The following is a 16,582-nucleotide window of genomic DNA, read 5'->3' as shown; positions in this document are numbered from 1 at the left end:
GCGCTCGGGTTTACGCTCGGTGGTTATACGTGCAATAGTCGGTAAGGGCCCTTGGCGCACCAAGGGCCGTCTTTGGGTGCCTTATCGGCGTGTCTGCGAGGAATTCCGCGCCGCGCCGGCGGGGATCGGCGCGGGATCACAAAGGAATCAGGGCATTGCGGGGAAGAATGTTCGGGCGGACGCGGCGGCGCAAGACGCTGGCATCGACGACTACCTTCTCTGTGGCGACGGCGCTGGTGGTCGGCGGTGCCATCTACTACCAGGGTTTCCCCACCGCTGACGTGGACCTGAACGACGGCGGCGTGTGGGTCACCAACAACAGCCAGGGGATGGTTGGCCACCTCAACTACCAGTCCCAGGTGCTCGACGGCGGCTTCAGGGCCAACAGCGACGGCTTCGACGTCATGCAGAACGCCGGCACGGTGTTCATGGAGAACCAGGACCAGTCGATGCTCAGCCCGGTGGACGTGGCCCAGATGGAGCGAGGGTCGGAACAGCAGTTGCCCGGCACCGCCGACGTGGCCTTCGGCAACACGCTGCTGTCCATCACCGACACGGTCAAGGGCCAGGTCTGGATCAGCCCGGCGGACGAGCTCGGGTCGTTCAATGAGGAAACGGCCGAGCCGCTGCTCACCGATGCCGAGGGCAGCGTGGCCACGGTATCGAAGCAGGACACCATCTTCGTCGCCGATCCGGATGCCGGCGAGGTAGCCCGCTTCGAAGTCAACGATGAAGGCGTGGCCGAACGCACCGGCGGGCACCGGGTGGAATCGCTGGCGGAAGCCGGGGATCTCCAGATAGCCGCCGTGGGGGAAGAAGCGGTGGTCTTCGACGCCGACTCCGGCCTGCTGGTCCTCCCCGGCGGCCGCGAGGTCACCTTGCCGGACGCCCTCGGCGGGGCGCTGCAGCTCAGCGGAGACAAGAGCCCGTTCGTGGCGGTGGCGACCCAATCGGCCGTGATCAAGCAGCCGCTGAATGGATCCGACGCAGACATCGTGCCGCTGGCAGGCACCGGAACACCGGCCGCACCGGTCCAGCTCGCGGGTTGCCTGCACGCGGCCTGGGCCGGCGTCAACCACTACCTGCGGGACTGCGGCGACGACGCCGATGATCTCGCGCAGCCGATCCAGGGCATCGGGTCGAACGCGTCGCTCGTCTTCCGGGTGAACCGGGACATTGTGGTCCTCAATGATGTGAATGCCGGAAACGTCTGGCTGGTGCTCGAGAACATGCAGTTGGTAGACAACTGGAGCGACCTGATCCCGCCGGAGCAGGAGAACGAAGAGGACGAAGAGGACTCGGCGGACGAGAACCCGGTCAACACGCTGCCCGACCGCACCGAGGAAAACCAGCCGCCGGTCGCCCAGGACGACACCTTCGGCGTCCGCGCCGGCCGCACCACCACGCTGACCATCCTGGATAACGACTCCGATCCCGACGGCGATGTGCTCACCGCCCGCCTGACCGGCGACGGCCCGGGCATCGGCGAGGTACAGGGCATCTATGACAGCACCGGACTGCAGATTGTGGTCAACGGAGATGCGGCACCCGGCCGGCACACCTTCAACTACGAAGTGGACGACGGCCGGGGCGGTACGGACACGGCTCGGGTAGCGATTGACGTGCGCGCCGAGGGCAGCAACCTGCCGCCGGAAACGAAGCGGAAAACCACCATCCTGGTGGAACAGGGCCGCGAAATCAGCCAGAACATCCTCAGTGACTGGATCGATCCGGACGGGGACGACATGTTCCTGGTCGGCGCGGACAACACCGCCGACGGCGACTTGGTGCGGACCCGGCCCGACGGGCTGCTGACCTTCCAGGACGTCGGGAAGACGTTCGGCAAGAAGGACGTCACGGTGCGGGTGTCCGATGGTTCCGACACCACCGAGGACGTGGTGGTGTTCGACGTCCGCCCGCCCGGCGCGCTGCCGCCGCTGGCCAACGCCGACCACTTTTCCGCCACCGTGGGCCAGGAAATCCAGATTGCGCCGCTGAAGAACGACCAGGACCCGAACGGCGGGGAACTCCGGCTGGCCAAGACCGGCTCGGCGGCGAACACCTCGATCGTGCCCGACTACGACGCGGGCACGGTCAAGTTCACGGCCGACGCCCCCGGCACCCACTACTTCACCTACCTGGTCACCAACGGGCCGTCGAGCACCACCGGCCTGATCCGGATCGATGCCGCCGAGGACGACGGCGACGGCGCGCCGGTGGCCGTGCGGGACGTGGCCCTGCTGCCGGAGAGCGGGCAGGTGCTGGTGGATGTGCTGGCCAATGACACCGACCCCTCCGGCGGCGTCCTGGTCGTCACCTCGGTGGACGCGAACGGTGCGCCCGTCGCCGTCGAAGTGCTGGACCACAACATCCTGCGCATCTCCGATGTGAAGGGACTGCACCAGCAGACCACCATCGGATACACCGTTTCCAACGGCTTCGCCGCCGCCACGGGCGAGGTCAGCGTGATCTCCGTGGCCGGCCAAGACAAGCTGCTGCCGCCGCAGGCCGAAGCCGACACCGCCACCGTGCGGGTCGGCGACGTGGTCACCGTTGATGTGCTGGCGAACGACACGGATCCAAACGGCGACACGCTGACGCTGGTAAATGAGCTTGCGGAGGTTCCGGATCCTGCCGACGGCCGAATCTTCACGGCCGAGAACTCCATGCGCTTCATCGCCGGGCAGCAGGCGAAGACGGTCTACGCGGTCTATGAGGTGACGGACACGGCGGGCCAAAAGGATTCCGCCCAGGTACGGATCAACATCCTCCCGCGCGACGACGAATCGAATTCCCAGCCCGCTCCCAAGAGCCAGGAAGCCCGTGCCATCGCGGGGTCGACGGTCCGGATACCCATCCCGCTCAACGGCATCGATCCCGACGGCGACTCGGTGTACTTGACGGGCATCGACAAGGCCCCCAAACAGGGCGCGGCCGTGGCCGGGCCGAACTACATCGACTACACGGCATCCGCGCAGGGCGCCGGCACCGACACCTTCACCTACCGGGTCAAGGACAGGCTGGGTGCCGTCAATACGGCCACGGTCCTGGTCGGCATTGCCCCGGCACAGGAGAGCAACCAGAACCCGGTGGCGATCGACGACGGAATCGAGATCCGGCCGGGCAAGACGGTGGCCGTCGATGTGCTCAAGAACGATTCGGATCCGGACGGCGACGCGCTCCGGCTCGATGCCGGCAAGATCGTCGGCGAGCCGGCGGCGATCGGCGCCAAGGCGGAAGACGGGCGCGTTTACCTGACGACCCCGGCCGAGGAAGGCACGGTCAACGTGCGCTACACCGTGGGCGACGGCCGCGGCGGCTCCGCCGTCGGGACCGTGACCGCCCAGGTGAGCGGGGACGCTCCGCTGCGGGCGCCGCTGGCCCGCGATGACAGGGTAGCGTCGGCCGACATCAAGGGGCGCACCGCCGTCGATGTTCCGGTGCTGGAGAACGACGAGGATCCGGACGGCGTGGCCAAGGATCTTGAAGTGCTGGTGGGCGGCGACTATCCGACCGCCAGGGCTGTGGCCGGCGGACAGGTCAACGTCGAACTGACCGAGGCGGTGCAGCTGATCCCGTACACCGTGCGGGACGAGGACGGGCTGCAGGCCACCGCGGTCATCTGGGTACCGCCACTCGGCGAGCAGTATCCGGTGCTGCGGGACAACACCCCGCTGGACGTGACGGCCGGCGACGAACTGCAGCTGGACCTGACGGAACTGGTCGAAGTGCGGCCCGGCCGCACCCCGCGGATCACGGTGGCGGAGAGCATCCGCGCGATCGGCACCAGCGACGACCAGTGGATGGCCGACGCGAGCACGCTGAGCTACAAGGCGGACCTCGATTATGCCGGCCGCGGCTCCATCACGTTCGAAGTGACCGACGGTTCGGGCCCCGACGACCCCGAGGGGCTCAAGTCCACGCTCACCATCATGACCAAGGTCATTCCGGCCGCCGACCGGAATCTCCCGCCCGAACTGACCACGGGCACGCTCGACGTGGCCAAGGGCGAAGACGCCGTGAGCTACGACCTGCGCCCGCTGGCCAGCGACCCGAACCCGGAAGACCTGGAGAAGCTGCAGTTCGCCGTCGAAGGCGGGACGCCGGAAGGATTCGACGTCAGCCTGGAGGGCAGCGTGCTGCGTGTGGCGGCGGATGCCGAGCTCCAAACCGGTGCCACCGGCGTGGTCAACTTCTCCGTCACCGACGGCCGTTCGGATAAGGTGACCAGCCGGGTGAGCGTGCAGGCGACCGCCTCCACCCGCCCGCTCCCGGTCGCCAACGACGACGAGGTGCCGGACGCCGTGCAGGGCGAAGCGCTGCCGGTGGACGTGCTCGCCAACGACGTGAATCCGTTCCCGGAAACCCCGTTGACGATCGTCAGCGCCGTTGCCGGCAACGGGGGCACCGCGGAGATCGACGGCGAGCGGATTATCGTGACGCCCGGCGCCGACTTCTCCGGCACCATGACCGTCGAATACACGGTGGAGGACAAGACCCGCGAGGGGAGCCGGCAGGCGACGGCGAACGTCTCGCTCGTGGTCAAGGGCCGGCCGGAGACGCCCAGCACGCCGCTGGTCGACGCGGTCCGCAACCAGAGCGTGGTGCTGTCCTGGACGGCGCCCAGCGACAACGGCGCCCCGATCACCGGCTACACCGTGAACGCAGTCGGCGGGGGATTCAGCCAGCAGTGCGCGACCACTACCTGCACCCTGACCGGCCTGCAGAACGACGTCGAATACACCTTCACCGTGACGGCGGAGAACGCCGTGGGAACGTCCGACCCGTCGGCGGAGTCGGCGGTGGCCAGGCCGGATGTCCGGCCCGCAACCCCGGCCGCTCCGCAGCTGAAGTTCGGCGACAAGTCACTGGACGTCAGCTGGACCGCACCGGCCAACGAAGGCTCGGCCATCGAGAGCTACACCCTGGAGATCTCGCCGGCCCCGCCGAGCGGCCAGCTGCAGAAGAACGGCCTGACCGGCACCAGCTACAAGTGGGAGGGGCTGGAAAACGGGCAGGCGTACGAGGTCCGGGTGCAGGCGCACAACCGCGCCCCGGAACCGAGCGACTTCAGTGCCTACTCCGCCGCAGAGGTGCCGGCCGGTCCGCCCGCGGCTCCCACCGCTCCGGCTACCGAACGGGTGAAGTCCGTGGGGGACCAGAGCCAGCTGAAGGTGAGCTGGGCCGCGCCGTCCAACAATGGCGGCGAGATTCTCGACTACACCGTGCGCGAATACCAGGGCGGAGGGCTGACCCGGACCTTCCCGGCGGTGAATGCCACCTCGCAGACCGTGACGGCACCCAACTCGGAGACCGCCTACACCTACACCGTCACGGCACGGAACAAGGCCGGGTCCGGCGGAGCCAGCCCGCAGTCCAACGCTCGGCGGGCGGTCGGCGCTCCCGATGCCCCGACCGGCGCCTCGCTGAGCGAAGCGCAGACCGGCGGGGCGGGACGCGCGGTGACGGTGTCCTTTAACGAACTGACCGCCGCGCAGCGCAACGGCGCCCAGGCCGGCGAAGTCAGCTTCCGGGCGACCTTCAGCGACGGCCGGACCATGGCCATCACGAACGGGCAGCAGGTGGGAGGCTTCACCAACGGCAAGGCCGTGAACGTGCGCATCACCTCCGTAGCCAACAGCGACGGCGCGAGCTACTCCAGTGCGCCAGGCGCCGAGTCCAACAACGCGACGCCGTATGGAGCTCCCGGGAAGCCTAGTGTCTCCGGACAGGACGGCGCCAGGGAACAGCAGTCCGTGACGTTCAACTGGAGCGCACCGGCAGCGAACAGCCACGACGTGGCCCAAATCCGGATCCGGATCGACGGGGGCGCCTGGCGGAACGTGGCCAACTCCGGCAGCGAGACGGTCAACACCCGTGCGTACAACAAGCGCGTGACGTTCGAAGCGCAGTCGATCAATTCCCGCGGCACGGCTGGTGCGATAGCGTCCGCTTCGGCAAGCTCCGGCGACGCTCCGCCGCCACCGCCGCCGCCGAAAACGGAATGGCACCTGGTGGTCGGCGGCCAGTTGCCCGCTGGTCATAGAACTTGCATGGATCCGCGGTCGGGGACAAACTTCAGCCCGGGCCCGCCCGCTTCATGCGCCGGAGGTCATTGGGCGAATGACAGGAGCAATCCGAATCCCACATTGCTGTCGAAGTGCTGGATCCTGCGCTCCGGCGGAATCTACTGGTACCAGCAAAACGGCGGCGGCAAGTCGATCAATAACGGGCTGTACGTGAAGGGCATTCACGTAACGCTGGAGGGCAGGGGCTCCGACCTGGGCAGCGCCCCGCCGAGCGGGATGCCTCCATGCGGATGAAACCGGGCAGGCCGGGATTCGAATCAGGGCGCCTGCACGCTTCTTAAGCAACTAACAGATTGACACCGATGCAACACGAAGAGAGACCGGGAACAGCATGACGATGACTTCCGAGCAGGCCGAGTGGTTCGCCGAGACGTTCGGGAAGCTGGCCGCCAACGTCGGCCAGGCGGTGCTGGGCAAGAACCAGGTGGTGCGGTTGGTGCTCACAGCCATGTTGGCCGAGGGCCACGTGCTGCTGGAGGACGCCCCGGGAACCGGCAAGACGATGCTGGCCCGGTCACTGGCCGCCACCGTGCAGGGCTCGAACTCGCGCATCCAGTTCACCCCGGACCTGCTGCCCTCCGACGTCACCGGCATCACGATCTACGACCAGAAGACGCAAAAGTTCGAGTTCCACAAGGGCCCGATCTTCGCCACCGTGGTGCTGGCGGACGAGATCAACCGGGCCTCGCCGAAGACGCAGTCGGCGCTGCTGGAAGTCATGGAAGAAGGCCGGGTGACGGTCGACGGCGTGACCTATGACGCCGGGCGCCCCTTCATGGTGATCGCCACGCAGAACCCGATCGAGCAGGCCGGTACGTACCGCCTCCCGGAAGCCCAGCTGGACCGCTTCCTGATCAAGACGTCGATCGGCTACCCCGACCGCGCGTCGACGGTGGAACTGCTGGGCGGAGCCAGCACGCGCGACCGGTCGGCCGCCCTGACGCCGATCATCACCCCGCAGGCCGTCAGGGACATGGCAGACCTCGGGGCCAGCAATCACGTGGACATGTCGATACTGGAATACGTCTCGGCCCTGTGCGAGGAAACCCGCAACGCGGCCGAGTCGCGCCTCGGCGTGAGCGTACGCGGCGCCTTGGCCATGGTCCGCGCGGCCAAGGTCTGGGCCGCGTCCCAGGGCCGCAACTTCGTGTTGCCGGACGACATCAAGGAACTGGCTCCCGTGGTCTGGAACCACCGGTTCGTGATGGACCCCGAAGCGGAGTTCGCCGGCGCCACCCCGGAGGCCGTGATGTCGCGCGTGCTGGCCGACGTGCCGGCGCCCCAGCAGCGGGTGACGGTCTAGGGCCGTGCCGACGGAACACTTCCGGCCGAAAGCGGCTCCATGACCGAGACCACGACCAAGCAGGCCACGGAGCAAACGAACCGGCTCGGCGGCCTCAGTGAAACGATTCGGCGGGTAGCCACGGACAAAGGCAGCAGGCTGCATCCGGCCTCGCTGGCCACCCAGGCTGGTTCGCTGGCCGGGCAGTACGTGTCGCCGCGCTGGCAGCGGGTCCGGGGTGCCGCGGAGCGCTACCTGCGGCCTGTGCTGGATACCGTGAGCCCGCTTGGCTGGGTGGTGGCCGGCGGCACGGTCCTCTTGTTGGTGCCCGGGACCGCCTTCGGCTGGCAGGAAGCCAAGATCGCGGCGCTGATGGGACTGTTCCTGCTGGCGCTGGCCATAGGTTTTGTGTTGGGCCGTTCCTCGTACGGCGTGGAACTGGACCTGGCACGCACCCGGGTCGCCGTCGGTGACCAGGCCGTCGGGAGCGTAGCCGTGACGAACACCGCGGACAAACCCCTGCTGCCGGCGGCGCTGGAGCTGCCGGTCGGAGCGGCCACCGCCGTGTTCCAGTTGCCGCGCATGACGGCCGGCCAAGTGCACGAGGACCTGTTCACCATCCCGACGCAGCGCCGCGCCGTCATCGTGGTTGGCCCGGTCCGTTCGGTGCGCCAGGATCCGCTGGGCCTGCTCCGCCGCCAGATGATGTGGACGGAACCGACCGACCTGTTCGTCCATCCGCGCACCACCGCGCTGGGCAGTTCGGCAGCCGGCTTCATCCGCGACCTCGAGGGCCTGCCCACCAAGGAACTGGCCAGCGCCGACGTCTCCTTCCACGCGCTGCGCGATTACGTCCCCGGCGACGACCGCCGCTACATCCACTGGAAAACCACGGCGCGCACCAACACGCTGATGGTGCGCCAGTTCGAGGAAACCCGCCGCGCGCATCTCGCCGTCGCGGTCTCGACGAACACCGAGGAGTACGGCTCGGAGGAGGACTTCGAACTGGCTGTCTCCGTGGGCGCATCGATCGGGCTGCAGGCGATCCGCGAGGAGCGCAACCTGAGCGTCCTGACCCAGCGGGGCCCGCTGCGCAGCGAAACCGGCCGCATCCTGCTGGATGAAATGACCCGGATCGAGGGCAAACCGCAGAGCTCCACCGCGGTGGAACTGGCCCGCAGTACCGCCGACGCGGTTCCGAATGCGTCCGTCATGTTCCTGATCGTCGGCGATCACGTGTCGGTTACGCAGCTCCGCCAGGCATCATCGGCCGTGCCGGCCGGCATCCGTGCCTTCGCCATACGCTGCGGCGGCGGTCTCCAGGTCGCCCGGGCGACCATCGGCGACCTGTCCGTGCTGTCACTGTCCAGCCTGGACGACCTGGCCATCGTGTTGCGGAAGGCAGCTGCATGAGCACCGCCAAAGCTCCGCTTCCGGAGCAACAACCCGGCCGGGTCCGCCGTCGTGCCGCCGAAGCACAGAACGACGCCGGCCTTACCGCCCCGCGGAAGCGGCGCCTGCCGGCTGCCGGCGGACTGGCGGCCTGGCTGCCACGGCCCGCACGACAGGTGGCACTCGACGCGGCTGTCCTGGTGGTGCTGCTGGGACTGGGGCTGGCCGGATTCCACCACGTTTTCGGCGGCAACGGCCGCTACCTGACCGCAGGCTTCGGCGGTATCGCCGTCGGGCTCCTGCTCTCCCTGATCGGCGCCCGCTACCGGATGGGTCTGTTGTCCACGGCCACCGCCGGGCTGGGGTCCTACCTGCTGCTCGGCAGCACCTTCGCCGCGCCCACCGAAGCCATCGGCGGCGTCCTGCCGTCGCTGGACTCGCTGCGCACCGTGCTGACCGGCTTTGTTTTCGCGTGGAAGGACATCCTCACCGTCGCCCCGCCGGTAGGGATCTCCGGCGGGATGCTGGTGGTGCCGTTCCTGGGCGCCCTGGCGGCCGCCCTGCTGGCCGGCACGTTGGCGTGGCGCGTCCGCGGGCCGTACTGGCCGCTGCTGCCGGTACTGGGGTTCTTCCTGCTGGGCATCGCGTTCGGCACCGATGTCCCGGCGCTGCCGGTGCTGCGGGGCGTGCTGCTGGTGGCGGTGTCCGCCGCCTGGCTGGCGTGGCACCGCCACCTGGCCCGGGGAGATGCCGCCGCCGGTGTGGCCACTCCGGCACTGGCCGACCCCGCCGCACACCGGGCCAGGCTGCGGCGCAGGCTCGGCCTGGGCGCCGGAATGCTGGCGTCGGCGGTGGCGCTCACGGCGCTGGCCGGCCCGGCACTCACGGCGCGCGGCGATCGCGAGGTGCTGCGCGACGTCGTCGTTCCTCCGGTCAATCTCTACGACTATCCGAGCCCGCTGATGGATTTCCGGAGCTACGTGAAGGACCGGGCCGAGGAGACGCTGTTCACCGTCACAGGGCTGCCCGAGGGCCAGCGGGTGCGGTTGGCGGCGCTGGACACATTCGACGGCACGGTCTACAACGTCAACCCCGAAAGCGGGGGCAATTTCACGCCCGTGGGCGACGCCGGCTCGCTCGGTCGGGCGTCCGGCGGCACCGCGCGGCTCGACATCCGGATCGGTGACTACAGCGGCGTCTGGCTTCCCGGGGGCGGGCACATCGGCGGCATGGCGTTCGAGGGGGAGCGGGCGACCGAGCTGGGCGGCTCGCTGTTCTACAACGACGACTCGAAGACAGCGCTGACCACGCGGTACCTGGTGGCCGGAGACAGCTACTCGGTGGAGACCACGTTCCCCGGCCGGCCGGAGGACGCCCAGCTGGCACAGTACGACTTCGCCTCCGTCCGCCTGCCGAAACCGGCGAGGGTGCCGGACATCGTCGCGGCCAAGGCGAACGAGTTTGTCGGCGAAGCGACGGTGCCGATCGAACAGGTGCGCCAACTGGAACGGAACCTGCACGAGAACGGCTTCTTCAGCAACGGCAAGGAAGACGAAGCGCGCAGCCTGTCCGGCCACCACGCGGGGCGGATGATCCAGCTCCTCGATGCCGAGCAGATGATTGGCGACGACGAGCAGTACGCGGTGGCGATGGCGCTGATGGCCCGGCACCTGGGCATCCCGGCCCGGGTGGTGATGGGGTTCTACCCGGATCCGAAGGAAGGCCATTCCGCCGGGGAAGCAGTTCAGATCAAGGGCGAAGACGTGCACGCCTGGGTGGAGGTGGCGTTCGAACATGCCGGCTGGGTCGCCTTTGACCCGACGCCGGACGAGGACAACGAGCCGACTCCGCCGCAGCAGGAACCGAAGTCGACGCCCAAGCCGCAGGTCCTGCAGCCGCCGCCTCCGCCGCAGGAACCGGCCGAGCTGCCGCCGGACACCGCCCCGGAGCCGCAGGACGCCGAGCAGCAGGAGAAGTCGTTCTGGGAACTGTGGGGCTGGCTCTTCGCAGCCGTGGGCATGGCGGCCGTCCCGCTGGCGGTATTGCTGCTGCCGCTGTTGCTGATCGCCTGGCTGAAGCTGCGCCGGCGCAAGCGGCGGTCCAGCGAAGGCCTGCCGAGCCACCGCGTGGGCGGCGGCTGGCGCGAGGTGATGTCGCTGGCCACCGATATGGGAGCGAGAGCCCCCGCGAACGCCACCCGGCGCGAACATGCCGCCATGCTGGCAGGGCAGTTCCCGACCACGGCGGACGGCACCACGCTACTGGCACACCGGGCCGACGCGGCCATCTTCGGGGCAGCCGAGCCGACGGAAGTCCAGGTGCAGCAGTATTGGGACCAGGTGGATGACTCGCTGGCCAAAATGAAGGACTCGCTGGGTTTCTGGCAGCGGCAGCGGGCCAAGTTCACACCCCGCTCGCTGGTTGCGGACGCCAAGAGGCGGCTGGCGCAGCGGCGGACAACGGCCGCCACTAGAATCCGTACAGTAGACTCACAGGCCGGACGGCCGGAACAGGGCGGGAGCAGCACGTGGCAGCAAGACTGAATCTGGTCAGCGCCCCGGTCGGCAAACGGCTGGCGGCGTGGCTGATCGACAAGATTCCGCCTGCCGTGCTGATGCTGGCCGCCTATGCTGCCAGCGTCCCGGCCGTGATGGAGGCCGCGGCCTCCGGCAGCGCCTCCGCGGCCGCGGAAGCGCTGGGCGGCATGTTCCTGTGGATCGGGCTGGCATCGCTGCCGTCGCTGGCCTACACCATCTGGCTCTGGGGCTGGGAAGCGACCAGCGGCAAGACTCCCGGCAACCTGCTGCTGGGCCTGCGGACGGCCAACGAGGACGGACATGCGGCCGGCTGGGGAGCCATTTTCCTGCGCGGGCTCATCATCGCCGTCGGCTCACTGGTGTTGGCCGTGGGCGCCGTCGTGGTGGTGGTCTCCAACGTCTGGGACCGCAACCACAAGCGCCAGGGCTGGCACGACAAGGTGGCCAAGACCCTGGTGCTCGACGTGGCACAGGGCCGCGATCCGCTGACCACCGGCGGCCTGTACGGGCCGGCGGCTTTTGCGCCGGACGGTACCGACGCCCACGTCGGCTTTGCCGGCGCGGCCTCGGAAGGACAAGACCCGCAGCGGGCCGTCGCCGAGCGTGCTCCGCAGGCTTCCGGCGTCATTTCCGCGATCCCGGGATTCGGCCCCGCACCGTTAACACCGGCGCCCACGGTCCCGGCAGCCGGCGCCGTCCCCGCCGCGCCGCCTGCGCCGGCGGCCGTCAGCCGGGGCACCCCGGAGGTGCCGCCGCCGTACGTTCCGGCAGCGGCGGGCCAAGCTGCGGAGGCGGGCCGGGACAACCATCCGGACGAAGAATTCGCGGCAACCCGGGTCCGCACGGCGGCCCCGCCGGCCGGCCCCCTCACCATCACCTTCGACGACGGGCGCAACGTGGTACTTGAAACGACGGCCCTGATCGGGCGCAACCCGGCCGCAGGCGCCGGCGAGGAGATCGACCAGCTGATCGATTTCGCGGACATGGGACGCTCCGTATCCAAGACCCACCTGCTGCTGCGGGTCGACGGCGGCACCGTCTGGGTGACCGACCGAAACTCCACCAACGGGACCGCGGTGACCGGCGGCGACGGTACCCGCCGCCAGCTGGCCCCCGGGGAAGCGGTGGCTGCGCAACCGGGAGCGACCGTCGAGTTCGGCGACCGCGGCTTTACCATCGGACGGGCATGAGCACGGCGTCGGGAGCGGAGCCCATCCGGCTCAATGTCGGCTCCGGGTCAGACCGCGGGTTGCGGCGTCAGCTGAACGAGGACGCGTACCTGGCCGACGGGACGCTGTTCGCGGTGGCCGACGGCATGGGCGGACACGAGGCCGGCGAAGTGGCCAGCCGCATTTGCGTGGAGACGATGCGGGACTACGTTGCCAGCCACGAACTCGGCGCGCACGAGCTGGAACAGCTAATCGCCCGGGCGGACGCACGGATCAGGGTGGCGGCGGCATCGCGGGCGGGCACGACGGTGTCCGGGGCCGCGCTGGTCTCCGAACGCGGCGTGCCCTACTGGCTGGTGTTCAACGTCGGCGATTCCCGCACTTACCGGCTCAACCACGGCAAACTCGTACAGGTCAGTGTTGACCACTCCGAGGTGCAGGAACTGCTCGAGGCGGGACAGATCACTGCCCAGGAGGCCCTGGTGCACCCGCGCCGGCACGTCATCACCCGGGCGCTGGGCACCGGCGAAGACAACCAGCCGGATTTTTGGATGGTGCCCGTGGAACCGGGGGACCGGATCATGATCTGCTCCGACGGGCTGACCTCGGAGGTCAGCGACGACCACATCTACAGCATCCTCACCTCCCTGGCCCATCCCCAGGACGCGGTCGATGCGCTGATCCAGGCCGCGCTGCGCTCGGGCGGACGGGACAACATCACCGTGGTTGTCGTTGATGCCGACGGCCCCGCGGGCCAGGGCGAGGACGCCTCGACCGCGCCGCGGCAGGAGGAGACGACGACGCTGCCCCGGCTGGAAGCTCCCGAACAGGCAGCCGCCGTGGAGGATGACTGATGGCGGTCATGGCGTACAGCCGCGGGCATTGGCTTGGGTTGGTCAGCGGCGACACAGCGGTACTCCTCGAACCGGGCGCCCCCGATGACATGGTGCAGCAGTTGTGGCAGGCGCTGGAGTCCGGCGCCACGCTCGAAGCGCTGCTGGGAACCGTCGTCTCCGGCTACGGCGCCAACCTGTCGGCCATGCCGCAGTTCGGCATCATCTCCCGTGCCGGCGGCATCCACGCGGTGCTCCGCGGCGACGTAGTGGTATCCGCGGATTCGGACGGGCAGGAACTGAGCGGACGCGGTGTCTCGAGCTGGACCGAAGGACGGCTGGCGGCCGACAGCGTGGTCATTGCGGCCGGGGCCGGCGGACCTCACCCGGCAGGCAGGCCGGGCCCGTGGCTGCCGCTGCGCGCCGGCGCGGTACAGCTGGGTGCCCTTCGCGTGGGCGCGGCTGTCGCCGCCGGACGGGAGCCGCGACCGGGGGGCGGCCCAGCGGATTCGACAAGGACGGGCCGGACGGCCGGCATTTCGGCACCTGAACCCGCACGTGTACCGGCTCCGGCGGCGCGGACCGAAGCGGCAGGGCCGGAGTCCGGCGGGCCGGAGGCCGGATGGTCCGAAAGCCTGGAAATGACCAGTCTCTATGTGCCGGAAGATGAGTCCGACGCCGCCGCTGCCGCCGATGACATGGTGCCGGGCGGCGAACCGGTGCCGGACGCCGGGCAAGCCGCCGGCGCCCAAGCGGTGCCGGACACCGGGGCGGAAGATGATGGCCTGGAGCAGACGGTGGTCCACGCCGAGGCGCAGCGTGCCAACCTGCAGGCACGGCCGCCCCATGCCGCGGCCGGCGATGGCCAGGCGGGAGCCGCCGTCGCACCCCGTCCCGCGGCAGCAGGCCGGACCGCCGGGCAGCCCGGCCAGCCTGTGGACCTGATCGACGCCGTTCCCTGGCTGACGCCGTCTGCGTCCGCCCGCGCCGCTTCCGCGGCATCGGCCGCCGCGGAAGCGGCCAGGGATTCCCAGCCGGCCGAGCCGGCCGACCGCGGCCCTGCCACTGGGGACCCACCGGCCGGATTCGTCCGTGGAGACCACGCCGACGGTGACCACGACGGGCAGACGCTGATGCGCAGCGACCTGCCCGAGGTCCCGGCCGCACCCGCCGCTGCCGCCTCGGCGCCGTCGTCGGTGCCGAGCACCGCGCCCATGGTGCTGGCCCGGATGTGCGGTCACGGCCACGCCAATCCACCGACCAGTTCAGCGTGCTCTGCGTGCGGCGGGCAGCTGGACGACGAGGCCCAGGAGGTGCAGCGGCCGGCGCTGGGGCACCTGCGGTTGTCCACCGGGGAAGTGGTGGAACTGGACAGGCCCGTGATTATTGGACGGCAACCCTCCGCGAACCGGGTCCAGGGCAGCGTGATGCCGCGGCTGGTTCCGGTGCACAGCGCCAGCGGGGATATTTCGCGCTCACACGTGGAAGTCCGGCTGGAAGGCTGGCACGTCATGCTTGCCGACTTGGACTCCACCAACGGGACCTTGCTCTTGCGCGGCCAGCAGGCGCCCCGGCGGCTGGGCCACGGCGAGGCGGTCATGCTGCTGGACGGCGACATCGCGGACCTGGGCGACGGCATCTCCTTGCGCTTTGAGGACCTGCCGTGAGCGTGAAGCGCCCGCCCGCACCGCCGCCCGCCATCGACGGCTACCGCTACGTCAGGCTGCTCGGCTCCGGCGGTTTCTCCGATGTCTATCTTTACGAACAGGATCGACCCAAGCGCCGGGTCGCGGTCAAGGTACTGCTGTCCGGGCTGAAGACCGACGACGCCCGCCGCCGCTTCGAATCCGAAGCGAACCTCATGGCGCAGCTGTCCACGCATCCGTTCATCGTCACGATCTACGAGGCCAATCTCACCGCCGAAGGACATTCCTACCTGGCCATGGAGTACTGCTCGCGTCCCAGTCTGGACGTGCGGTACCGCAAGGGGCCGCTGGCGGTGCACGAAGTGCTGGCCCTCGGAATCCAGGTGGCCTCGGCCGTGGAAACCGCGCACCGGGCGGGAATCGCGCACCGCGACATCAAACCCGCCAACATCCTGGTCACCGACTACAACCGGCCGGCCCTGACCGACTTCGGCATCTCCTCCTCCAGCGCTGACGGCGGGGACGGCGACGCCGGCATGTCCATCCCATGGTCGCCGCCGGAAGCATTCCAGGGTGCTGCCGGCAACGGCACCCGCAGCGACATCTGGTCCCTGGGTGCCACCGTCTACACGCTGCTGGCCGGGCGGTCCCCGTTCATCCAGCCCGGCGGCAACAACTCCCAGCGGGACCTGATGGACCGCATTGCGCATGCGCCGCTGCCGCCGCTGCGCCGTGCCGACGTGCCCGCATCCCTGGAACTGGCCCTGGCGACCGCGATGGCCAAGTCGCCGGGCTCGCGGTTCACATCGGCCTATGCCTTCGCGCTGTCCCTGCAGCGGGTCCAGGCGGAATTGAACCTCTCGGTGACCCCGTTCGAGGTGCTGGAGGAAGCGCGGTCGGCTCAGGCAGACGGCGGCGACGACGGCGAGGCGACGCGCGTCCGCGGGATTGTCTCCATCGACCCGTCCGCCGGCACGGCACCGACGGCACCCGGCTTCGCCTTCCCCGAACGCACCGGGAGGCTGCCCGCCGAGCCGGCGCAGCCGGCAGCAGGCGCCGATTCCGGGCCGTGGCTGCCCGGGGGCCCCCAGGGGCGGCTCCTGGAGCCGGACCCGGACGGCGCCACAGTGCTGCGGGACTCGGAACAGGACCAAGGGACGGACCCCGACGGCGAGGCGCGGCGCCGTCCCTGGGCCTGGGTGGCCGGGGCCGTCGCCGCGGCAGCGGTGCTCGCCGGTGCCGTCGTCGTGCTCAACCGGCCGGCCTCCGAGGCTGCAGTGCCCGAGGCCTCCGTCAGCCGGGCGCCGGCAAACGCCTTGGAAGGCCTGTCCGGCAATGTGGTGCCGCCGGAGGACCTGGCCGGCCGGGTGCGGGGCGGCGAGGCAGTCTTCAGTTGGACCAATCCGGACCCGCGGGACGGCGACCTGTACGTCTGGACGCCGGTGACCGCGTTGGGCAAGGGCGAGGCCGAGCGCACCCGTGAACCCGAGGCAACCATGCCCCTGGCACAGAATGACCGCACCTGCATTGAAGTGGTGGTGGTGCGGGCCAATGGCCGGGCCTCGGATCCGGTCCGCGGCTGCGCGGACAAGTAGCTGCCCGGCCTGCGGGGCTTTTGCGGGTAGGTTTGAAAC

The 16,582-nt window shown here is 69.6% G+C and carries 8 protein-coding genes; all 8 read left to right on the top strand.

Going from position 1 to position 16,582, the window contains the following annotated elements:
• Positions 1-167 precede the first annotated feature (167 nt).
• Entirely contained in the window at positions 168-6,323 is a 6,156-nt protein-coding gene (locus AC5RVS_RS09895) for an Ig-like domain-containing protein (RefSeq protein ID WP_494107998.1), read from the top strand.
• A gap of 97 nt (positions 6,324-6,420) precedes the next feature.
• On the top strand, positions 6,421-7,392 hold the full coding sequence (locus AC5RVS_RS09890; protein WP_493988052.1) for an AAA family ATPase: 972 nt from the start codon (positions 6,421-6,423) through the stop codon (positions 7,390-7,392).
• A gap of 39 nt (positions 7,393-7,431) precedes the next feature.
• Positions 7,432-8,784 (top strand): DUF58 domain-containing protein, encoded by a 1,353-nt coding sequence (locus AC5RVS_RS09885; protein ID WP_494107997.1) that lies wholly within the window; start codon positions 7,432-7,434, stop codon positions 8,782-8,784.
• Complete coding sequence (locus tag AC5RVS_RS09880; protein WP_494107996.1) at positions 8,781-11,306, top strand: transglutaminase TgpA family protein; 2,526 nt, start codon at positions 8,781-8,783, stop codon at positions 11,304-11,306. The genes AC5RVS_RS09885 and AC5RVS_RS09880 overlap by 4 nt, the downstream gene beginning before the upstream one ends.
• Entirely contained in the window at positions 11,291-12,490 is a 1,200-nt protein-coding gene (locus AC5RVS_RS09875; RefSeq protein WP_494107995.1) for an RDD family protein, read from the top strand. The genes AC5RVS_RS09880 and AC5RVS_RS09875 overlap by 16 nt, the downstream gene beginning before the upstream one ends.
• Entirely contained in the window at positions 12,487-13,323 is an 837-nt protein-coding gene (locus tag AC5RVS_RS09870; protein ID WP_494107994.1) for a PP2C family protein-serine/threonine phosphatase, read from the top strand. The genes AC5RVS_RS09875 and AC5RVS_RS09870 overlap by 4 nt, the downstream gene beginning before the upstream one ends.
• Positions 13,323-14,969, top strand: a complete 1,647-nt coding sequence (locus tag AC5RVS_RS09865) for an FHA domain-containing protein (RefSeq protein ID WP_494107993.1) — start codon at positions 13,323-13,325, stop codon at positions 14,967-14,969. Before AC5RVS_RS09870 ends, AC5RVS_RS09865 begins: the two co-directional genes overlap by 1 nt.
• A complete protein-coding gene (locus AC5RVS_RS09860) occupies positions 14,966-16,543 on the top strand; it encodes a serine/threonine-protein kinase (RefSeq protein ID WP_494107992.1) in 1,578 nt (525 codons plus the stop codon). The genes AC5RVS_RS09865 and AC5RVS_RS09860 overlap by 4 nt, the downstream gene beginning before the upstream one ends.
• The last annotated feature ends 39 nt before the right edge of the window (positions 16,544-16,582 follow it).

Source organism: Arthrobacter sp. Y3221048, assembly GCF_059092685.1.
The sequence above is the reverse complement of the archived record's forward strand: the minus strand, read 5'-3'. Positions and strand labels throughout refer to the sequence as shown.